This window comes from Bradyrhizobium sp. URHC0002 (genome assembly GCF_054059515.1).
The window spans coordinates 4,805,083-4,824,483 of sequence record NZ_JBSSCF010000001.1; the positions used below are offsets into that span (position 1 = coordinate 4,805,083).

Sequence of the window (19,401 nt, forward strand, 5' to 3'; positions counted from 1 at the left end):
GGATGTCGATCTGCAGCGCCTTGCCGAGCGTCCAATTGTAGAAGGGCCAGACCATCGTGCGGCCAGCGCGGTTCGGCTCCTTGATAACGGCCTCGTCCGGTACGTCCCATCATTGGCCCTCGGGCGGCGCACAGGCGGCCGACCTTCCGGTCAAGGCCAAGGCAGTCGAATATGTGAGGGTCTGTTCGCTGTACGGCGCCGGCTTCTACTACATTCCGGGCACCGACACCTGCATCAAGATCGGCGGCTATGTGCGTGCCGACGTGACCTTCAACGCCGGGGGCGCCCACGGCCAGCCGGCGTGGAGCAGCGATCCCGGGCAGCAGAACCGCTTTCGCGATTATTTCATTGACCGCTCGCGCATAGTGCTTACGGTCGATACCCGTACCGCCACCGAATACGGCGTGGTCCGCACCTTCGGTTCGGCCAAATTCCAGTTCAACAACTTCGCCAGCTCCAATCCGACCACGCTCCAGGCGTTCCCGGGCGGCGTCTCAAACTCGCTTTCCACTCCCGGCGGCGGCTATGTCGCGGTCTATGATTTGTTTATCCAGTTTGCGGGGTTCACCTTCGGCAAGTCAGCTTCGGCCTTCGCATCGCCCTGGCAGGGTAATCCGGGCAACCTCACGTCGTTCCTGCTGGGTGGCTATAGTGGCGATAACAGCGGGCCGAACAACATCCAGTACATGGCGGAATTCGGCAACGGCGTATCGGGCACGATCGGCCTCGATGATCCGACCGTCTGGGATCGCACTGCGATCTACAATCTGAGCATCCCCGGTGCGATCGGCGCCAACGGCACTGGATCGAACGCCTATGCCGGCACGCACGCGCCCGATATCGTCGGTAACATCCGGGTCAATCAGGCTTGGGGTCTATTCCAGATCTCGGCTGCGGCGCATGAGGTCAATGGCGCCTACAACATTCTGGGCGCCGGCGGCGTGCCGACGAACTTTTCCGAAATCAGCGGGCACCCCGAGACCAAGTGGGGCGGCGCGGTGATGGCGGCGTTGCAGGTCAAGAATCTGCCGACGGGTGCCGGCGACGACGTCAAGGTTGATGCGAGTTTCGCCAAGGGTGCCACGAAATACATTATCTCGACTGATGCGACCTCGCCGAGCTTTGCGATGTTCGGCGGTAGCGGTTTTGGCTATCAGAGCGTCGGATTTGGCGCCACCACGGACGGTGTTTACATGCCGGGCGCGCTCGGCACCGGCGGCATCGCCCTGACGCAAGCCTGGGGCATTCGCGGCGCGTTCAATCACAACTGGGATGCGTACTGGAGCACCAGCCTGTTCGGCAGCTACTCATCCGTCCGCTTTGATGGCGGCTCCAACGACAATATCAATGGCCTCGGTACCATCACCGCCAAGGGCGCTTAGTGTGCTGCCTTCGCCGCCAGCCATCCGGGTCAGGCAGCGATCGGCAACTACATCTGCAATCCCGACTTCAACGTCGCGCAACTCGGCGTGGTCACCCGCTGGACTCCCGTCAACAACTTGACGTTCTCGGCCGAAGTGATGTGGACCCACCTCGACCAGAAAATGTCGGGCAGCTCGATCTTCGCTGCAACCGCGCCGAAACCGGTCGCGCTCTACGAGTTCAAGGACCAAGATACGTTCCAACTCGAGCTTCGCGCGCAGCGCAATTTCTGAACGAGCGCGAGACGCGAGGATGGTTAGATAGGCACGCTGCGCTTTCTGCTGCTGGGTACATCAACCTCGCAAAGACCGTCGAGAAGGCCCGATGCCGGGACGTTGGCTCGGCTGGCAATTCGCCACTCTAGCGCAAGGATCAGATCGGGCATCTCGCACGTTTGCAGTAAGCCACGGACAGGACGCGCCACTAGAGTGGGGGCGGTTGTGTAAACCATTCACGCCTCTTAGTTCTAAGAAACGGAGGGCCGCCCCTCGCGCGCAGCTCTCGGCAGCCTTGGTGGTCGCTAGATGTACGCGCGGCCGGGGCTGCATTCCATTTGGAGGGCCTCATGGACGACGCGACCTTGCTGCTGCCGGAACGCCGTCGCTGGGAATCCGTCGAACTGGAAGCCGAAGTGCGCGGCATCCTTGATGCAATTGAAGCACCACCGGCCCACGCCGAGGTGATCACCAAGTTTCAAAAAATTCTGTACTGGGCACGGCTGTTCAATGAGGACGGCCGGGGGCAGATCGTTCTCGCATCTCGCTGCATTCTTGAATCTGAAGGCAACCAAGACGCATTCCGCCAACCGTTCGTGTCTGCGGTGCTGTCATCGGTCGGCGAGTTTGCAGATCGAGGCTTGGAGCTCGTCGAGGCGTTCGATCAGATCAACCTCGTCGGCATCCTCGAACAAATGCGGGCGCTGGAGCTCTTCTACCTATCTGATGTGCCAAGCGCTCTGTGCCAAATTGTACGGAACAAACTGGGGCGGATCCTTTCCCCGCCACAGCCTGAACCGGTGAAGGCGCCGAGCACATTGGAGCGACGCGCCGCGGACAAGCAGGCGACCGCTGAGGCCAACAGACGGATCGTTGAACGGAACATAGCCCTGGGACGCCGGCTGGCAGAGCTACGGGACACCATGCCGAGTAACAGGAAATTCGGCGCGGCGGTTCGCAAGCTCGGTCACGACAATCCACTGGAAGTGGCGGAGATGGCGCGCGTGGCCAGGCGCTACGGAGACCGGACCGAGATTTACTCCAAGGTCGGCTGGCGCGTTCTGAAGGAGATGGCATCAACGGCAACGTCCGAGACGCAGCGTCGCAAGTTCGAGGATAGAATTATAGCCGGCGAGCGCGTAACCGGCGCCGAAATCATCCGCGCGCGCTCGCACAGCGCGGACTGCTTTAAGAAGAAATAACCGCGGCCAGTCTTAACTCTGGCAAGTTAGTCATCGTGGGGCGCGGTTGGCGCCGCCATGGTGGTGGCGCGCTGCAGGAATTGCGGGGAATGATGCCGCGGCTCGCGCGGGGCAGGGCGTTCGGACGGATCGCGGCCGAGTTTTGATTGCAGTTCGACGAGGTCGGTGAAGACGTCGGCCTGGCGCCGCAATTCGTCGGCGACCAACGCCGGTTGACACGAAATCGTCGAAACGACGGTCACCCGAACCCCGCGGCGCTGCAACGCCTCTACCAGGGGGCGGAAATCGCCATCACCGGAGAACAGCACGATCTGGTCGACATGTGGTGCGAGTTCCATGGCATCGACGGCGAGTTCGATGTCCATGTTGCCCTTCACGTTGCGACGGCCACTGGCGCCGATGAATTCCTTGGTCGCCTTGGTGACGACGGTGTAGCCGTTGTAGTCGAGCCAATCGATCAGCGGACGGATCGAGGAGTATTCCTGATTCTCGATGACCGCCGTGTAGTAGAACGCACGCAACAGCGTCCCTCGGCTCTGAAACTCCTTGAGAAGGCGTTTGTAATCGATGTCGAAGCCGAGCGTCTTGGCCGTTGCGTAGAGGTTGGCGCCGTCGATGAATAGCGCAATCTTGTTGGGGGCTTGCATGAGCTAAACACTCTTCTAATTACAGACATAGAGTATCGTTCCCGCCCCATATCCGGGCCGAGCCAAATCGGAGTTCCAATTGAAGAGAGGCATTCGCGCCCGAATTGCTAAATGCAGATCAGGCGTACACTCAATCGTTTTAGGGTTCAAATTAATTCTTCTCTGCTAAGGTCTCGACCTGTGCAGCCATCCAAGGCGCAAAATCAGGATAGCGAGGAAAGGGCTAACCAAGGGCAGCGTGATGGGATCGTGATTTGAGATTGAGGTGCGCCGGCTCGGGCGATTTGATGGTGACCCGGTACGGGTGGGTCCGGTGAACGCGCCGGCTGAAATTGCAGATATACCGCACGCGAGGACGTCTGGCCTATTACCCGACATGGTGCGACAGCGAATAGCTATTCAATCCGCCCGTTTCTGCCCGCCGCCCACCATACCCCGGGCTGTGCCGAATTCCGATAAGTTGATTAGGGCACCCTTCAACAATTGAGATTACGGTCGTCATGCCTAGACCCTATTCTGTGGCTTGCGTCCGGAGCTGCCTCGGACGCTGACTGACCTCGGCGCACTGGGGCCGTTCAATTCGGTGACGGGATAACCAAATGGAGCTGCGCAAGTCACGGCGTGTGGTGTTCGAGCGAGGGTATGACGCTCACATGATGGCTATCGACGGCACTTGGCACCGAGCTTGCCAGATCCAGGACATCTCGGAGACCGGAGCGAAACTCAGTGTAGAGAGTTCGATCGAAGGTCTGCCTTTAAAGGAATTTTTTCTAGTACTATCGTCTACCGGAACGGCATTTCGACGTTGCGAACTAGCCTGGGTGAACGGTGATAACCTCGGCGTCTATTTCAAAAGACCGGGAGAAAAGAAGGCTTTGAAATCTGGCTAAGGGCCACACCTTCAACCGGGTCCGCCCAAGCGAGCCTGATCTCCTAGAGGCCATCCGGGGACGCACTGACGCTCCTTAGCGCTGAGGCTTGCTGAGTTGCAGGCAGCCCTTCAAATCGCATCTGGGCGCCGCCCTATGACCATCGAACATGATTTTAACGCACAAAAAACGGCAAGCCGGTGTCTTTGGTCCTGACCGAAAGAGGCTGCTCATCACGCAAGCCGTTTCTCAGGTTTGTTAGTACGAAAAAATTATCTTACTGTAGTCGAGCGAGAGCGATTCCGTTGGAAGGTGATCTTTCGTCGCGCTCTTCGTACCGCCACCGATGACAAAATCGAGTTGTTCCTCGGTCAGTTCGCAAACGGAGGGCTTGCTCTCGGCGTTGCTCATGGTTGCTCCTGGGTGAAGGTGCGGGTGAACGTGCTCCATCTGGCTCACCGATACCGTGATGCAGATCACGCGGATAATCGAGCGAAGAGCTGCGCCGTCGACGTCGCGTGGCGGATATTGGTCGATTGTCGCCGAGTTCACGGAGATGAAATCCGGCAAGCGTTCGGATCGGCCAGCGCTGAACTTCTCGATTGTGACGAAGGTCACAGCGGCGTTCGGCGGCCCCACGTTATGTTCGCGTGCTGCTCAGACCGGGAGAGATCTATGAGCTACGAACAAAAGTCATCACGATCCGACCACCTGACCTCCACGACCAAGGACGGCAAGATCGAGTTGACCGAGGAACAATTGAGCCGGGCCGGCGGCGGCGTCCATTTGAAGTATCAGGCTGCTCTGAAAGTGAGGACTGAGACCGTTTTTATCAATTCTTAGCGTCGTCGATGACGAGGGGTGACTGTGATCACCGCCGTCACCTCTCGGGACGCTGCGCTGACGATTATGGCGATCCGCCGCGGAAGCCGGTCCAGATACCGTGTGCGGCAAGGAAGTCTCGCCACTCGTTGTATTCAACGTCACCACCCGTGTCGCCGCGCAGAAGCAACCGCACCGGGTCATTGACAGGTAGCGCTGTGCCACACGGGAGAGCCACGTAGGCAATCTCTTCCGGGCCACCCAGCCGGCGCGAAATCGCGGCGTTCATTGCGGCAACCGATGCTCGTCTCGATTCCACCGGCAGGATCTGGCCGGACGCACACAAAGCGATCGCATTGGCAACAACGTCCTCGGCGGTCGCATCGCTATGGTCGGCAATAGCGCCGAGCCGGCATGGTCCGGCCGCAAGCCCGGCGATGATCGCGCGCGCGGCCGCGTTGTCGAAATTGAGGCGACCCGCCGCCGTGCGCAGCGCGTATTCGATCTTGCCGGCTCCGCGGGCGAGCGTGAACGTATTGGCGAGCAGCCGCTGACGTTGCCCGTGCTCATCCAGCGCGTTGCCGTCGCGAACGAACAGATCGCGGCGGAAGAATTGATCGATGAGGAAGTCGCGGGCCAACTCGCGGACGTCCTCATCTCCGATCACCGCGAGTGTCTCGCGTGCGGCTTGTCCGAGCACAAAGGAATCGTGGTTCTCGACCAGCGTGGCAGAACCCACCGGCTTAAGCCCGATTTCCGCCATTTCGGAACGTACTTCGGTGACAAACAGCGGACTCCAATGCTGTCCCATGTATTCATGTGCGAGATAAGCGGGAGCAAAGCGAGATTTCTGCTCTTTGAGCAGCGTGAGCATGGGGCTTGCGACCAAGGCCGGCGCTTTCAGCGCGAGAAGGGAATCGACGATTTTCAGCGCGTCAGCAACACGTTCGGTGCTGTCGCCTGCGCACGTCTCTCCGACTGCCCGCACCAGGCGCTGGAACGGTAGATCAGCGGCGCGTCCTGGCATGGCGTTATAGCTGATGTAGACAAGTCCGCCGGGCTTGATGTGGCGATCGATAAACGAACGCATATCGGCGCGAATTAGTGGTGCGACCCACGAATAGACGCCGTGCGCCACGATATAGTCAAATTTCGGAAGCGGCAGATCGGACGCGACGGCGAAATCCGCGGCATGAAAGCTGACATTGGCGACGCCGGCCTCATCGGCAAAACTCCGGCCGTGGTCAACATGCTCCGGCATTGCATCGATGGCGTGAAACTGGCCGCTCGGGTGCATCGCCGCCAGCATGGCGGCCGTCACTCCTTGGCCACAACCAAGATCGCACCACGCAAATCCGCCTTCGCGCGCCGGCGGCACCAGGCCCGATATGACAGCCACGTGATCGAGCCAGGCCGGCGCTAGTTCGTGAATGAAAGCGCGCACATACGGAACATCCGCAACATACCCCTTGAATTGAACGACCATCGTTCGCTCCCGCGAACCCAGCTCAACCGCGCGAATGGCGGCTGTCCGGAACAGTTCCTGAGATCCTCGCCGCGTATCTTCCTTGACGCTGGAAACGTGCTTAAGAAGCTTGTCCACTTACGCGTCGCGTTCGGCCTTCGCCTGATCGCGAATGCGGGCCGCTCATCAAGCGCCGCGCGCGCGTCCTTGCCCAATTGCAGATCGGCGAGCACCCGCTCAAAGCTGGGCTGAGCCTATTTACAGTCAGCGGCTGGGAGCTTTGACGTCAAGGGGAGAAGGGCTAAACCTTATCTTTACTCCACCAACAGCCCTGTTTAGCTCTTCCTCGGCAAGTTCGATCTTGCCATCGTTTGTGGTCTTTGTCAGGTGATCGCGACGAGAGCCTTTTGGTTTGTCCGGATTCGTCATGATGTCTCCTCACTAGCCAAATCACGTTTCCTATTTCGTGCTTCTGGGGTAGCTGAGCCAAACGCAGGCTATACTATTTGAACGCGCGCAGGGGATGCGACTTCACACCGCGTCCCGCGGGATCGCCTCGCGAACGATTGCGTAGCTGACCGCTGGTCAACGTCGGCTTGCGGGCCTGAAGAATGTAATTCTCACCGTGCCGTGGGCGGGTCCTCTCCGCCATCACCTTCTCGATTTCGCCAGCCCCACGGGGCAGTCCTTTCGGTCCGGATTGAGTTCCCGGACGACGTGACGGTTCAGCGCCTTCATGACCCCGATCCGCGCCAGCATAGGGTCACCACCGCGGCTACACAGCATCAGCGCTTCGATCGCGACTTGCCAGTCCGGCAGGTCGGATTCCGTTTTCGGCAACTTCATGATGTAGTCGGCAGCGTCCTTGAGTGTGACAAGCTGGCGACCGTTCGGCAGTGGAATCGGATCCTCGAATTTGCGCTGCCAGCCCGTCTCAGCCACCGGATGTTTTCCTGGCGGGAGCAAAGCTAGAACTTGATCGGCGATTTTCGATCGAACGATAGAATCTCATTGAACCTGGTCGGTCCATACCGTCTGCCGTCGGAGTCCGTGATGTGCACGTCCCATCCGGTTTTATGAAGTGTATTCGCCTTTGCCACAGTCAGCGTCGGGCTGGTATTCTGCGTTTCAACCCAATTGCCGTCCTTGGATGCGTGGATCGTAAATGCTTCCATCTTTCCTCAATCAATGTTTGAGCGTCTTTGTTACTGAGCCCGATTCAGTTCGAGGGCTCGAAACCTTAGACGGCGGTGACAAAGCTTTGCGTACTTCGGCAATTTCTGCATTCGTAAACGTGATGGACGAAACCGGGCTTATGAGGCTCGATGCAGGAAAAACGCATCTTGGAGCCACATTTTATGCAATCTAAATCTTTGCCTAAACCTTTGGGCTCGCTCTCACCGTTTGGCATTTTCGACCATAAGAGTGGTTGCGTAGTGACGATGGTTTCACAACTGGAAAACCGCGACAACCAATCAGAAATTGCCGCCCATCGCCGCGGGTTACCGCTTGCAGAATCAATCGCGCGGGTGTGCTATCGCTCCATACCGCGCTGAGGTTGCCTTTTGCATGGGAAACAAAACTACGCCGATTGTCCGCGTCGTTTTCGCCTGCAGAAGGCCAGTCGGGAGGCGGAAAAGGCAGAAGCCGAAGCCTGGTCGATGCGCATGGAGGGCTACGGCGGGCCCGCGCAGCCGTCACCGACGATCGCACAATGCCTCAACGGCGGACTGAGCTGGCTTGAGGTCGAGTGCAATCGCTGCAAGACCCGCGCGAGCCTGCCGCTCGATGCCATCCGTCGGCCGCGGGACACGCCCATATGGAAGCTGGAAGCCTCACTGAAGTGCCGATCGTGTCGGAAGGGTCGCTCGGCGCCGCCGGTACGGATGATCAAACTGACCGAGGCGCGTGCGATCACGCCTTACAAGTGGGTGCATCCGGACGAGGAGAGGTGAGGGCCCGGCCACATTTTCTGGGGCGTCACTTTTTCAAAGATACGGGCGTTCTCAGAGCCGACAGACCCAGGTCGGTTATCCGATAGGAGATGTCCGAACCAGTGCCGCGGCGCTCGATCCAGCCGAGAGCAAGAAGTTTTATCTTGACCCTCGGCGCGGGCGGCACCGCCGCGACCTTCACCCAGGCACCGGCTCGAAGGTACTGCATAAACTGGCGATGATGGTGGTTCATGACAAGCTCTCTCCGATTCGCCGACCGGCTCCCAAGGGCTGCGAGATGCGCCTACTAGGTCGGTCAATCGCACCCGATCGCCCAGCTTGAGCTCGATTGACGTCATTTGACCTTCGCCTCAATTCTAGCTCGACAAGCCGGCGGCATCAGTTGGCGTCCGTGACCTTTCCCTTACCGTCGCAGGATTTGCACTTGAGGGGATAGATTTTATGACCTGGCTGCACAGGTTGCCTCACGACTGGGTAGCCCGTCCCATTGCAGGCTGGGCAGACATGCTCTTTGATCTTCGAACTTTTCGTGCCGCTCATTTCGAGGCCCTCCGTTCGCTATTCGCGGATCAGTCCTTTTCGCTCCGCCCTCAGCCCTTGCTCTAGGCCGATCTGATGGTCCGTCAGGGTGTTTTGTCTGCCTCGGCGCGAAGGGTCGACAGCCCAATTATTGCACCCGACATGTCTTTGGCGGCTACCTCGGGAATGGCAAGCATCTGCCAGTTGAGCCAGTTTCGCCAGTGCGTCTTTAGCCTCTCGACGGACCGGAGCCTAGTAAATCGGCCTCTGCAAGAAAATCCAGATCAGAAAAATCAGAGCACCAATAATCCAAAGGAGGACCTTAGGATTTTGGGTCCACTTCCAATCCTTCACTTTGCCTTCGCCTTCAGCCCCAACTCGAACACCATCGCCATCATTGCGCGTAGAGCTTCTGGCCGGGTCATCTCCCCTGGCTGTTTGGCAATCCATTTATCCAAGGCCTGCAGGTCGTGAGGCGGCAGACGCACGCCCACGAGGGTCGCCCCCACCGGAGGGCGACCAATCCGCTTCTTTCTGTTATCAGAAACATTTGACTTAGCCATTACTAACTGATAACAGAAAAGGCAAGCCGGGGCAAGGCGGCTACCTCGCCACCGGCTCTAACTCCAACCCAAGGGGTAAGCCATATGGCCAGAGCTAAGAATCAGAATATCACAAAAGACCCGGTGTTCGCCGCGATCGAAAAGCATCGGAAGGCGATGAGGGAGCTTGATAAGGCGCTTGAGGAAGTGCCCGGCACCCTCAGTCCTGATCCCAAGAAAGAAAAGAAGTTCAGCAATCGCGAGTTGGATGCCCGAGACCAGTTGGTGTCGACCGTGCCGACGACCCTGCATGGCCTATTGGCGGTGGTGACCTACGTCGTTGGCGTGACCAACGGACCACTTTCGCCCTCCGGCAAGGCAGACAACACTTTTGAAGAACCAGAGTCTCTCTGCGACATCCTCGCCAATGCCGAGAAGATTCTCGCGGCACAGATCGGGAGCGCGGCATGAGCACCCGACATCGCCGCCGACCGAAGGCAGCCACCGCGAAAGGCCGCCCCACCACTCAGGCAGAGCGCGACGCGATCACGTTTGAGCCGATCACCGGCGTGAAGATTGGCACAAATAAAAAATGGGCGTTTGCGCACCTTCCCTACGTTCGCATGGCAGTGCTTTTACTGGAGGACAATCCAGAAGAGCTGAAACAAACATGGGAACGGCTAACCGAAACGGATGAGGATAAAGATAACGCGCTGGATTTGATTGAAAGTCTTATTCTGTGCCGCAAGGACTTCGAGGGTCTAGTCGAGCTATTGAACGTGGCGCTCGCGCGCAGCTTCCTCACGCTCGATCGCATGGGCTACTGTCCCGAAAACCCAGCATGACGCGCCGCCTACCCTTTGAACTTCAAGCCCGGCCTTCGCGCCGGGCTTTTTCTTGGAAGGCGCACCTATTGTCAGGTTATTCCGCCGCGACAAACGGGCCGTTTCTGGTCAATTCATCGCGGCACGGGGAATGGCCGCACCCCACCCACCGGCCGCAGACAATCGATGCGGATGGAGCGCCAACCGGGTGCTTTAGACGCGCTTATCTCGCCAGCTTTGGAGGCTTCTCTGACCGTACCCCAGGCGTCCGAACCGGACTCAATTCCGACGCCAACGGGTTGTCCTCAGCTTAGGCCGCTGCCAACCACCGCAAGATGGCATCATATCGGATAGGCTTCCCAACGACGGCTGTGGCGTCGGCTTCCGCGCCAGCATCGTCATAGGTGCCGCTAAACCCGATGCGCTGGACCCGCTCGACCACAGGGCGGTTTGTTGGCGTATGCTCCTGGCTCAGCATTTCACCGGTCCATCTGCCATCGGCACATTCGTAGGTCCCTGTGTAATAGACATAGGAATCGCCGCCAAGGATCGTGCCGTTGCGCAGGATCAGGACGCCGCTAACCTCAACGTCCACTCCATCGATTGAAACGGCAGCTAAGGAATAGAGCCCATTCCTGATCATGATTGCTTCCGGGCAGCCAGCGAAACATAGCTGACCACGGCGGGACTGTCGCCTGAATGTCCCTCTCTGGGCAAGCACTGCCAGTAGAGGCGCGGTCTGCCGCGCCTTTTTTGCATTCCGCATTCCCTCGCGACAAAACGGGGTCTGTGAGCCGAAATCATCGCGAAGAACGCACCTAGGCGTTGTTTGATGAGACCGTCCGGCATGATAGCCTCCGGTTGATCCCCCACGCGGAGGGATCATATCCAGTAGAGCAAGGTACCTGAGCCCCGTCCCACCCAGGCGGGGCTTTTTTCGACTTGGGCGGGCGCCTGCTCATGCGGATTTCGGCCGGCCACATTTGTCTCAAAAGAATTGGTGAACTTTTCTCTCCGCACTACTTTGTCTCAGGGGCTAAAAGTTCACCCAGTTAGAAAGGACAGCAAATGGGCGGCTTTCGGTCCCGTGCCTGTTTAATTTTGCGTTGTGTGCACTGGTGGACTGTTCTTCCTGCATTGAACAGCGCATCATCCTACCATCACAACCCGGATCCTGGCTTATATCTGTGATGAGACCGCCGGTTGCGTTCCCGCCCTTACTCACACGGGCATGGAGCAAGACCGTGAAAGACTATCGGGCTTCAATCGATAAACTCCGCAAGGATGCGGCAGACGCCGCCCTGATCCGGGACATGGCCACGGACAAGGCCAAGTTCGAGATGTACGACCGATTGCACCGGCACTTAGATGGGCTTGCGGACGAAGTTGAGCGAGCTATGAATGGGCCAAAGACAGCGTAGCCCTGCCTCAGTTGGCGGCTTCCTTCGGGCAGATCGCACGCTTACCCATGCGCCGGGGAGCACCAAAACAAAATACCGCTGAACAAAAACGCGGTTCCATCGTCTTAATCAAAAGACGTTGGAATGATGTCATGCGTAACAAAAACGAGTGCGTGGAACTGGAAACGCAGATCATGAAGTATCGGCAATTCGTACTGCTGATTGCCGACGATGCCTTCAAAAGGATAGCGAGAGAAAAGATCGCCGAATTTGAACGGAAGCTCCGCGAGATCGACGAGTAAGGCCGCCATGCCGGCACACTGGAGCTGGGCAACCGCGATTACGTTCTCAACAAGCCTTACGGCGTCGGCTAACGCACTGCCTGAGATTTGATTGTTCACGAAATCAAAGCCCGCCGGTTCACGCTGGCGGGTCAATTCAGAGCGACCAAAAACTCTCGCGGGGGTGGGCTTTAGGAAGGCCTCAAATGCACGACAATAAGGCCAGTGGCGTCGCTAATCATAATGCGTCCGATCATATCCGACCGGTTAATCTTGAGGGGAACTGCACGGGTCTCGATCCCGGCTACCCTTGGATGGCCTTCGTACTCACCAACATAGTCACGGATCCACCTGTCGCTAAGGAAGGATGAGCGCCACTGCCGGCCGTTGTAGAGATCGGCTGGTGTCCATGCGTGATACTCAAGATGGACGATGGCTTTCTGAGCAACCGAAAGCGCAGCGGCTTTTGCCTTTGCGAAAATCTCGTCGTCGCAGTGCATGGCGGCTGCTGAAGAGAAAACAACATCAGCTTGCTCATCAAAAAGGGTGGCGGCGTCGGCCATAGACCCCTGGATCACTTTTGCACCAGGGGGCAGCACCTCGCGCTTGCCAGCGGCAATCGCCTCTTCGTTCAGTTCAATGCCGTAAAGTTTGATGGAAGGATCAATGTCGGCGATCTCCCGAAGATTGCCGCCCACGTTGCATCCGAGTTCCAGCACTGATTTAGGCGCGATCTCCACGATCTGCTTAGCGAGCCACTTCTTAAGCTCTGTTCTCGGCAGAAAGCTTTCGTGGCCGCGTCCAGACTTCTCCCGCCAGTGAGATTGCCAGTAGTCGGAAGTCCGGCCGCGAATGAACGTTGGCAGAGGCATTGCTGCACTGGCAAGTCTCCACAGACGATATCTGAAACCGGCAGCGGCCATTGTTGCGATGCCCTCATGGAGGGAGGGCAGAGTGTACTACCGCAGCAGTTTAGGAGTCCATCCAGCGTACTTCCGCATAGTCGAGAGTGCCAGCCACAGGTCGTCCGTATCCGATGCGGTTCATTCCAGAACTTCATACTCGAATGCGACGCCCTCCGGGTCGTTTTCCTCGAACCACGTTTCCGCCGCGTCAGCATTCGCAAAAACCTTGAGGTGATTAAGGTCTCCGACCTGCTTGCTCGTATCCACGTAGATCAGCACGGTCATTTTAAGCCCTGGATTCCGACTTGGCATCGATCGGTTCCTCGTCGGCGAGCCGTTCAGCCCACCGATCCCTGCGCTTCGCCTTCGCCGTGCGATTGTAAACCTCTACGTCGTTCAGGTCGGCTTCCGGCTCGGATGACTCTTCACTCGCGATGGCGTCCGGTTCAGCGTCAACGCCTCGTCGGCGCGATGCGAGTCCGATGAAGCCCAGCATTAGCAAAAGGGCGCCAGCTATCATCAGCCAGTGGGGGTATTCGATCGATGACAGGGCGGTCATACTTTCAGCCTCAGGCGGGTGAACTGGTGGAAGAACTTGCCAAATGTTCTCGCGTTCCTATTGCCTGCGGACTCGCCCATGCGCTGGCGCCGACCGACCGGCACATTGCAGCCCGCAAACCAAACCCCCACCGGCGGGCTTACCAGTCTCGACTGAGCCCTACTGCTGGAACGATGTAGCCTTGCTGGAGTCGATTCAGGCTTCCGGTAGATATGCGACCGGAAGAAAACCCGTGACCGAGCCCGGGTTGGCGGCTCTGGCGTGTGTGGAGTGCGCCAGGGCCGTTTATTGGCTTTTCTTTCAAAGGAATTTGACGCCGATCATCTTTCCCGTTCGCCAGATAATTATGCACCTATGCCTGGTGCCGTCAGTGGCTACCAGCAATGTAAATTGTGCCGGAAGCTCGTTCGCGCTGACTACCTCCAACGTGGCTCCAGTCTCGGATTGGTTCCGGACGAGACAGGCGATCCTCAGCCCGCGAAACTCAATACTTCCTGCCTTCAAACCGCTTCGACCCCAGTATTTCCTAAGCGCGTTGTCGCGTTTCAAACGCATTGTTCGCCTTTTAATCTGGCGGCCTCAATCCCGGGGATGTCAGCCACTCGGTGATGTGGTTGGCTGTGTCGGCCTGCCTTGCCCTACGCTCCATGCGTGCACGTTCGCTGCTATCCAAAGGAAGGGCTTCGGCCTTTGCTCTAATCTCGTCGATCCGTTCCGCGATCCGCTCTTCCAATGAAGCTGTGTGCTTCACCTGATGACGCCGCAGCATGAGGATTCCTCCAGAGGGTCCTGCCTCGCTGGCCATAACGCTTTTTGGGGAACCAAAGTTCCAGTACAATTTGCTGACCCCAACCAGGAATACTGGTTGCAAGGCACGGGCCCAGACCGCCTAAGCCAAGCGGCTGTCCGGAGGACCGGCTTTCGACCCGCGAAACTGATCGGGGACGGAGGTAGCCAAGCTCTCCAGATTTGATTGCTCTTCGGTCAGGCGCTTTTGGACAAACTGCCGTTCAAGTTCTGTCAGGCTGGTCTGCAATAGGTTGCGATAGCGTTGAATATTACTGCGATGGGTACGCAAGCGAGCCAACTGTTGATCAATCATCTATCGTCGTCCTTTGACGAGTGGGTTTATTTTCTTGCTTAAGGCCACAAGGCTGGCCAGAGCGGAACATCTTCGCTCGGCGGCAGTGGCATTTCCCTGGCCGGCTCCTAAAATGCCGGCTCACTAAGTCTGTCGCAGGTTCGTGACGCTTTGATTACAAGAGGCGAGCAGGGCGCTGGGGCCGTTTTGATTTCTGAAGCGAGGACAGTAACGCTCAGGCAATAAATAGCCGCAGGCATTGGCGCGCTGCGGCTTTAGCCGGGTAAATGCATCGATGATGAAATGACGAACCGCCGGCTCCGGTTTCTAAAGACTGATCCAAACCTTAATGCATGAGGAGTCCAGTTTTCTGTTCCGCGATGGAAACCGCGGAGATGTTGCCGCCATGCGATAGGAAATGGTTCGAGCGTTCAACCTGCGCTCATCATTTGTACCTTTGAGAGTTAGGCTGGCATTCGATGCAACTCCCGTGAGCCGGCTCGGCCTCATTCGACCGTCGTTCCGGGGACCGAAAGCCGCTTCTGCTTGGAACTACGCGCTGGGCTAGCAATTGGACTTTTCATGAAGATGGCCAAAGCAATCCGGCAGCAGGCAGTCACCGCAGAACGGGTAGCGGCGAGCTCGGCTGACGCGATTGTGGTCGATCAGATGAAGTCTTTGGCCCAGGCCTTCAGAGTTCAGGCCGAAATCATGAAGAAGAACAAAAAGAACAAGAAAAACAAGAAATGAGATTCTCGATAAAGGCGAAGTGCAAGGACGGCGAAATCCTGCATCGGAGGAAGACCCCCGAGGCTGCGCTGAAGAAGGCTCGCGAGATGTCGCAAACGGGCTGCTACGACATCCACATCACCACTCCCGAAGGCCGAGACTACCATTCGTCAGAGTTTGCAGATCTACCGCGCACGCCCGCTGCACGGCGAGCTCCTCAGCCGTCTGGAGTTGGAGGGCAGCGAAGCCGCTGAGGTGATTGCGGCGGAGAACGGCGCCGGGCTTTTTCATGGAGGCCGACGGCTATCGTCAGGATATTCCGCCGCGACAACAGCCGGCTTTCAAGCCGTTTCATCGAGTCCACGGACGCGCCCGCTACCTGCCCAGCGACGCGGACAATCGACGCGAATGGAGGGCGCGTAAGCGTCCAGTGGGACGCCGGCTCAGATTTCAGCTATCAGGAATTTCCGGGCAACTGACGGTGTCGGTGAGCCGAAATCATCGCGAAGAACGCACCTAGGCGTTGTTTGATGGGACCGTCCGGCATGATAGCCTCCGGTTGATCCCACACGCGGAGGGATCATATCCAGTAGAGCAAGGTACCTGAGCCCCGTCCCACCCAGGCGGGGCTTTTTTCGACCTGGGCGCGCGCCCGCTCCTGCGGATCTCGGCCGGCCACATTTGTCTCAAAAGAATTGACTGGAGATGGAAATCAACATGTACATGTGTGCTACTCGCTAGTAAGCGGCCGCCTTGGACGTTTGATTGCTCACGAAATCGAGGCCCGCCGGTTCACGCTGGCGGGCTTTCTCTTCGGCATTAATTGGCAGGGGCCCCTGAGCCAGCGGTGCGAACCAACTTGTCCGCCTTTTTCAGTACGTAGGTATTTTCCGGCTGTTCTCTGGCATAAAAACTGAACACCACAAACGCCGCGCAAAATAACAAGCCTACCAGCATAACTTTCCGGTAGGTGCGTCTGTCTGCGCTGTGAAAAGAACTCGACATAAATCACCACTCACGCAACGCGGAACCGCTCCAATACTAGCTGGTGTTTATTTCCGGGCGGCTTCGCAGCGATTGAAAAATGGTTTCGTCCGACCGCCGCCTAAACATCACCGCAGGGGGGGAGCCGTGCGCCGGCGCCGATCGCACAGGAAACGCAACCGGCAGTGACTGATGAGCCACCGCCGCCGGCTCAAGCGATAGAATGAGGACGCGGGGCGAGACCCCGCGTTTTTCGTGTTGGGCACCTGGTGCATCGCCCGAAACGCCCGACGGCCTTAGTCTTGGCCATTTTTTACCATGAATACTCTAGAAAGCGCCTCGAACACGCCCTCAGACGTCCCAATCAATGAAAGGATTAAGAACCAACGGGAGGGTCTAAAATGGAGTCCGGTCTCGAACGCGTAACCTTAGATGCCCTTATGTTGCTTCAAGAAGTTGCCGCCTCTGGCCGTGCAGATATTGCGGCAGTGATCGCCAAGTTTCGACCGGAACAGCAGAGAGTCAGGCGACTGAGCGAGTATTGCGATGAAATTTTCGCTGAGATCCGCGTTGCTTAAACCAAGATCCGGCAAACCGATCTCAGCGCACTCCCCGAGCGTCGAAGAAACGGCCCCAGCGCGCTGGAGCTGAGGCCGTTAACAGGTGACGTGCGGAGATTGGGCAATTCCTGCCACCTGCCGATCGAGTTACGGACACAGCCACCCGTAGGTTTCAGTGCTTGCGGGCACTGCGTGGCACAAGCTCGTACGCACCAGCGGCCCAGACTCGCCCATGCGCTGGCGCCGATCGACCGGCGGCCGGACTCACCTACGAAGGATACGAGCGCGTATGTCCCAGGTCCGCTCGGGAGATTTGGATATGGCTGTGCGTCAACAAAGCGGATGGCTCTAGAGCATCTAGGACGCTTGGTTAACCCCGGCAGGCGAGTTTTGCTCACGCCAACAAAAAGCCCCGGACGATGCCGGGGCTTTTGAGCTTGCTGATTTAGCAGAGATCAGTAATTCGCGCCGACCGGCGTGCCACCCCAGTTGAAACGGTAGGACAGGGTCGATGTGATAGTTTGCGTGAACATCCTGTCGCGGCTCACGTTTCCGGTGAGCACACCCGTCACAGTGACAAACTCGGCGTTATCGCGGCGGTCGAATTCGGAGAATCGGTACTCGGTCTTCCAGGTCAGGCCCGGAATCCATCTAACCGTGTGTTCGATACCAGAACCGAGAAACCAGCCCTTGTTCGTGCCACCTGAGAGGCCGACGCCGGTCGGAAGGTTCGCAGTGGTCAGGTAGCTACCGAAGCCGGTGCGATGAGCCTCGGTGTAGCCACCAGAGAAATAAGGATTCGCATAAATTGCTGTAACTCGAAGGACACAGTGAAATTGTTACGCCGAGAAGGCGCAGGGCAACCGCTACGTTCTCAACAAGCCTCAAGGCGACGGCTAGCGCGCCGTCGAAGGCGGGATTGTCCCGGCGGGCCTTACAACGGTAAGACGTGGAGCCCGGCGGTACCGAATGCTTGGCATGGACTAGGATCGGGTGGGCAGATCCGACTTGAAAGATTAATCTGCGTCGTAAGCCGCTTGCTACCATTTTGCTACCCAAATGGGCGGGAAGGAGCAGGAACGCTTGGGACCGCAATTAGGGAAACATCATATAGATCAGTGCTATTATGGATTGAACGGGACGCGAATGGACGGCAGTTGCCGAACTCCAAAACCGGGGGTCGCAGGTTCGAGCCCTGCCACTCCTGCCAGCTAAATCAAATACTTAGCGTAATTCCGAAGATAACGAGCGACCCGGCAAGGTCCCGCCCTCGGGGCGACCGATTCGGCGGGCACGCCTTCCGATTCACTGGATAGCATGGGCCGGCGGCCGCGCTTTCACGCGGCGCAAGCGGACGGGTTCAGTTTCGTCATTCCGGGACAGACTGCCTGAGGGAGAAGCGCGGGCGTAGGAAGGGTGAAATCCAAAGCGCGCAGCCGTATCGCCGGACCGTGCGATGCCTTTCAGCGGCCCGAGGAAACTTCCATGAACTCCCGCGTTACCGGCACAGCGCGCGGCTTGTTTGCTGCAAGGGAGGCGAGGGACGACCCATGGGACTCTTGTGGCGGGTCCTGAAGGCGGCGGTATTCGGGTTCGTTGCGAACGACGCCTTGAGCCGGGGAGCATCCATTGCCTTCTATGCCGCCACGTCCCTGGCACCCGTACTTCTGATCGTCGTTGCGATCGCTGGCCTGGCGTTCGGTCAGGACGCTGCTCGCGCCGCCATCAGCGACGAGCTCGGCCGGCTGTTGGGATCGACCGGCGGCGACTTCATTAAATCCATCCTGGCGCGATCAACCGATCCGACGTCCGGCGCGACCGCAACCCTCGTCGGCGTCGTCACAGTGCTGGTAACGGCATCCGGCGTGTTCGGCGAGATGCGCACGGCATTGAACGCAACGTTCAAGGCCAAGCCGACGGACGAGCCAATCTTCTCCTTGATCCGGAGCCGGGCGGCCAGTCTCGGCCTCGTCGCCGCACTGGGCTTCATGCTGATCGTCTCGCTGGCCGCGAGCGCCGGGCTATCAGCCCTGGAACAGTGGTCTGCCGGCACGGCCGTGCTCAGCGCGCTTAACACCGTCGTGTCGCTCGGTATCTTCACGCTATTGTTCGCAGCGATCTACCGGGTACTGCCGGATACGACGATCTACTGGCGACATCTTCTCCTGGGCGCTTTTGTCACAGCGCTGCTGTTCACCGTCGGAAAATCGCTGATCGGATGGTACCTCGGCCAGGCAGCGCCGAGCTCGACCTATGGCGCGGCGGGTGCGCTGATCGTCCTGATGTTCTGGGTCTACTACTCCGCGCAGATATTTCTGTTCGGCGCCGAACTGACGAAGGCGATCGATGACGCGCGTAATCCTACGGCGCGCAAGGAGCGCGAGGAACAATTCAACAGCGCCTGAGTTCGTTTCAAAACA

General features: G+C 58.3%; 25 protein-coding genes and 1 pseudogene. 12 read left to right on the forward strand and 14 right to left on the reverse strand.

Annotated elements, in window-relative coordinates:
* Nucleotides 1-80: 80 nt before the first annotated feature.
* Both ACVWVY_RS23255 and ACVWVY_RS23260 read left to right on the forward strand, forming a co-directional pair.
* Nucleotides 81-1,655 (forward strand): annotated as a pseudogene (locus ACVWVY_RS23255) (porin).
* A 332-nt stretch (nucleotides 1,656-1,987) separates the two neighbouring features.
* On the forward strand, nucleotides 1,988-2,839 hold the full coding sequence (locus ACVWVY_RS23260; protein WP_456628570.1) for a hypothetical protein: 852 nt from the start codon (nucleotides 1,988-1,990) through the stop codon (nucleotides 2,837-2,839).
* Between the two features lie 26 nt (nucleotides 2,840-2,865).
* On the opposite strand, the gene ACVWVY_RS23265 is transcribed toward ACVWVY_RS23260, so the two are convergent.
* Entirely contained in the window at nucleotides 2,866-3,486 is a 621-nt protein-coding gene (locus ACVWVY_RS23265; RefSeq protein WP_456628571.1) for a LabA-like NYN domain-containing protein, read from the reverse strand.
* Nucleotides 3,487-4,085: 599 nt separating this feature from the next.
* Between ACVWVY_RS23265 and ACVWVY_RS23270 the strand changes: the two genes are divergently transcribed.
* On the forward strand, nucleotides 4,086-4,376 hold the full coding sequence (locus ACVWVY_RS23270) for a PilZ domain-containing protein (protein ID WP_456628572.1): 291 nt from the start codon (nucleotides 4,086-4,088) through the stop codon (nucleotides 4,374-4,376).
* Between the two features lie 237 nt (nucleotides 4,377-4,613).
* Here the strand turns inward: ACVWVY_RS23270 and ACVWVY_RS23275 are convergent, their stop codons facing one another.
* The gene (locus ACVWVY_RS23275) at nucleotides 4,614-4,973 is read right to left on the reverse strand and encodes a hypothetical protein (protein ID WP_456628573.1); all 360 of its coding nucleotides are present in this window, start codon (nucleotides 4,971-4,973) and stop codon (nucleotides 4,614-4,616) included.
* Between the two features lie 57 nt (nucleotides 4,974-5,030).
* Here ACVWVY_RS23275 and ACVWVY_RS23280 point away from each other — a divergent pair, with 57 nt between their 5' ends.
* Nucleotides 5,031-5,198 carry a hypothetical protein gene (locus ACVWVY_RS23280; RefSeq protein WP_456628574.1) on the forward strand — a complete coding sequence of 56 codons (168 nt, stop codon included), beginning with the start codon at nucleotides 5,031-5,033 and terminating at the stop codon, nucleotides 5,196-5,198.
* A 64-nt stretch (nucleotides 5,199-5,262) separates the two neighbouring features.
* Here the strand turns inward: ACVWVY_RS23280 and ACVWVY_RS23285 are convergent, their stop codons facing one another.
* The 3 genes from ACVWVY_RS23285 to ACVWVY_RS23295 form a co-directional block, all read right to left on the reverse strand.
* Nucleotides 5,263-6,663 carry a class I SAM-dependent methyltransferase gene (locus tag ACVWVY_RS23285; protein ID WP_456628575.1) on the reverse strand — a complete coding sequence of 467 codons (1,401 nt, stop codon included), beginning with the start codon at nucleotides 6,661-6,663 and terminating at the stop codon, nucleotides 5,263-5,265.
* A gap of 243 nt (nucleotides 6,664-6,906) precedes the next feature.
* Entirely contained in the window at nucleotides 6,907-7,071 is a 165-nt protein-coding gene (locus tag ACVWVY_RS23290) for a hypothetical protein (protein ID WP_456628576.1), read from the reverse strand.
* Between the two features lie 222 nt (nucleotides 7,072-7,293).
* Nucleotides 7,294-7,584 (reverse strand): hypothetical protein, encoded by a 291-nt coding sequence (locus ACVWVY_RS23295; protein ID WP_456628577.1) that lies wholly within the window; start codon nucleotides 7,582-7,584, stop codon nucleotides 7,294-7,296.
* 383 nt (nucleotides 7,585-7,967) lie between these two features.
* Between ACVWVY_RS23295 and ACVWVY_RS23300 the strand changes: the two genes are divergently transcribed.
* Together ACVWVY_RS23300 and ACVWVY_RS23305 are read left to right on the forward strand one after the other, a co-directional pair.
* Nucleotides 7,968-8,198 carry a hypothetical protein gene (locus tag ACVWVY_RS23300; RefSeq protein ID WP_456628578.1) on the forward strand — a complete coding sequence of 77 codons (231 nt, stop codon included), beginning with the start codon at nucleotides 7,968-7,970 and terminating at the stop codon, nucleotides 8,196-8,198.
* 9 nt (nucleotides 8,199-8,207) lie between these two features.
* Complete coding sequence (locus ACVWVY_RS23305; protein WP_456628579.1) at nucleotides 8,208-8,597, forward strand: hypothetical protein; 390 nt, start codon at nucleotides 8,208-8,210, stop codon at nucleotides 8,595-8,597.
* A gap of 25 nt (nucleotides 8,598-8,622) precedes the next feature.
* On the opposite strand, the gene ACVWVY_RS23310 is transcribed toward ACVWVY_RS23305, so the two are convergent.
* The 3 genes from ACVWVY_RS23310 to ACVWVY_RS23320 form a co-directional block, all read right to left on the reverse strand.
* Nucleotides 8,623-8,829, reverse strand: coding sequence for a hypothetical protein (locus tag ACVWVY_RS23310; RefSeq protein ID WP_456628580.1), 207 nt, complete (start codon nucleotides 8,827-8,829; stop codon nucleotides 8,623-8,625).
* Nucleotides 8,830-8,975: 146 nt separating this feature from the next.
* Nucleotides 8,976-9,137: a zinc finger domain-containing protein gene (locus ACVWVY_RS23315; protein WP_456628581.1), complete on the reverse strand. Its 162-nt coding sequence runs from the start codon at nucleotides 9,135-9,137 to the stop codon at nucleotides 8,976-8,978.
* A 329-nt stretch (nucleotides 9,138-9,466) separates the two neighbouring features.
* Nucleotides 9,467-9,610, reverse strand: a complete 144-nt coding sequence (locus ACVWVY_RS23320) for a hypothetical protein (RefSeq protein WP_456628582.1) — start codon at nucleotides 9,608-9,610, stop codon at nucleotides 9,467-9,469.
* A 153-nt stretch (nucleotides 9,611-9,763) separates the two neighbouring features.
* On the opposite strand from ACVWVY_RS23320, the gene ACVWVY_RS23325 reads away from it, so the two are divergent.
* Both ACVWVY_RS23325 and ACVWVY_RS23330 read left to right on the forward strand, forming a co-directional pair.
* Nucleotides 9,764-10,129: a hypothetical protein gene (locus ACVWVY_RS23325; RefSeq protein WP_456628583.1), complete on the forward strand. Its 366-nt coding sequence runs from the start codon at nucleotides 9,764-9,766 to the stop codon at nucleotides 10,127-10,129.
* Nucleotides 10,126-10,503 carry a hypothetical protein gene (locus ACVWVY_RS23330; protein ID WP_456628584.1) on the forward strand — a complete coding sequence of 126 codons (378 nt, stop codon included), beginning with the start codon at nucleotides 10,126-10,128 and terminating at the stop codon, nucleotides 10,501-10,503. The genes ACVWVY_RS23325 and ACVWVY_RS23330 overlap by 4 nt, the downstream gene beginning before the upstream one ends.
* Nucleotides 10,504-10,792: 289 nt before the next feature.
* Here ACVWVY_RS23330 and ACVWVY_RS23335 read toward each other — a convergent pair whose 3' ends face one another.
* On the reverse strand, nucleotides 10,793-11,125 hold the full coding sequence (locus ACVWVY_RS23335) for a hypothetical protein (protein WP_456628585.1): 333 nt from the start codon (nucleotides 11,123-11,125) through the stop codon (nucleotides 10,793-10,795).
* 601 nt (nucleotides 11,126-11,726) lie between these two features.
* On the opposite strand from ACVWVY_RS23335, the gene ACVWVY_RS23340 reads away from it, so the two are divergent.
* Entirely contained in the window at nucleotides 11,727-11,903 is a 177-nt protein-coding gene (locus ACVWVY_RS23340) for a hypothetical protein (protein ID WP_456628586.1), read from the forward strand.
* Nucleotides 11,904-12,007: 104 nt separating this feature from the next.
* Here the strand turns inward: ACVWVY_RS23340 and ACVWVY_RS23345 are convergent, their stop codons facing one another.
* The 5 genes from ACVWVY_RS23345 to ACVWVY_RS23365 all read right to left on the reverse strand — a co-directional run bounded on the left by ACVWVY_RS23345 (nucleotide 12,008) and on the right by ACVWVY_RS23365 (nucleotide 14,729).
* A complete protein-coding gene (locus tag ACVWVY_RS23345) occupies nucleotides 12,008-12,319 on the reverse strand; it encodes a hypothetical protein (RefSeq protein WP_456628587.1) in 312 nt (103 codons plus the stop codon).
* A 35-nt stretch (nucleotides 12,320-12,354) separates the two neighbouring features.
* On the reverse strand, nucleotides 12,355-13,086 hold the full coding sequence (locus ACVWVY_RS23350; RefSeq protein WP_456628588.1) for a class I SAM-dependent methyltransferase: 732 nt from the start codon (nucleotides 13,084-13,086) through the stop codon (nucleotides 12,355-12,357).
* Nucleotides 13,087-13,206: 120 nt separating this feature from the next.
* A complete protein-coding gene (locus tag ACVWVY_RS23355) occupies nucleotides 13,207-13,353 on the reverse strand; it encodes a hypothetical protein (RefSeq protein WP_456628589.1) in 147 nt (48 codons plus the stop codon).
* Between the two features lies 1 nt (nucleotide 13,354).
* Nucleotides 13,355-13,627, reverse strand: a complete 273-nt coding sequence (locus ACVWVY_RS23360) for a hypothetical protein (RefSeq protein ID WP_456628590.1) — start codon at nucleotides 13,625-13,627, stop codon at nucleotides 13,355-13,357.
* Between the two features lie 889 nt (nucleotides 13,628-14,516).
* Nucleotides 14,517-14,729: a hypothetical protein gene (locus tag ACVWVY_RS23365; protein WP_456628591.1), complete on the reverse strand. Its 213-nt coding sequence runs from the start codon at nucleotides 14,727-14,729 to the stop codon at nucleotides 14,517-14,519.
* A gap of 561 nt (nucleotides 14,730-15,290) precedes the next feature.
* Between ACVWVY_RS23365 and ACVWVY_RS23370 the strand changes: the two genes are divergently transcribed.
* From ACVWVY_RS23370 to ACVWVY_RS23380, 3 genes are all read left to right on the forward strand, one after another.
* Nucleotides 15,291-15,458, forward strand: coding sequence for a hypothetical protein (locus ACVWVY_RS23370; RefSeq protein ID WP_456628592.1), 168 nt, complete (start codon nucleotides 15,291-15,293; stop codon nucleotides 15,456-15,458).
* Between the two features lie 1,364 nt (nucleotides 15,459-16,822).
* The gene (locus ACVWVY_RS23375) at nucleotides 16,823-16,999 is read left to right on the forward strand and encodes a hypothetical protein (RefSeq protein WP_456628593.1); all 177 of its coding nucleotides are present in this window, start codon (nucleotides 16,823-16,825) and stop codon (nucleotides 16,997-16,999) included.
* A gap of 1,532 nt (nucleotides 17,000-18,531) precedes the next feature.
* Nucleotides 18,532-19,386 (forward strand): YihY/virulence factor BrkB family protein, encoded by an 855-nt coding sequence (locus ACVWVY_RS23380; RefSeq protein WP_456628594.1) that lies wholly within the window; start codon nucleotides 18,532-18,534, stop codon nucleotides 19,384-19,386.
* Nucleotides 19,387-19,401: the final 15 nt, after the last annotated feature.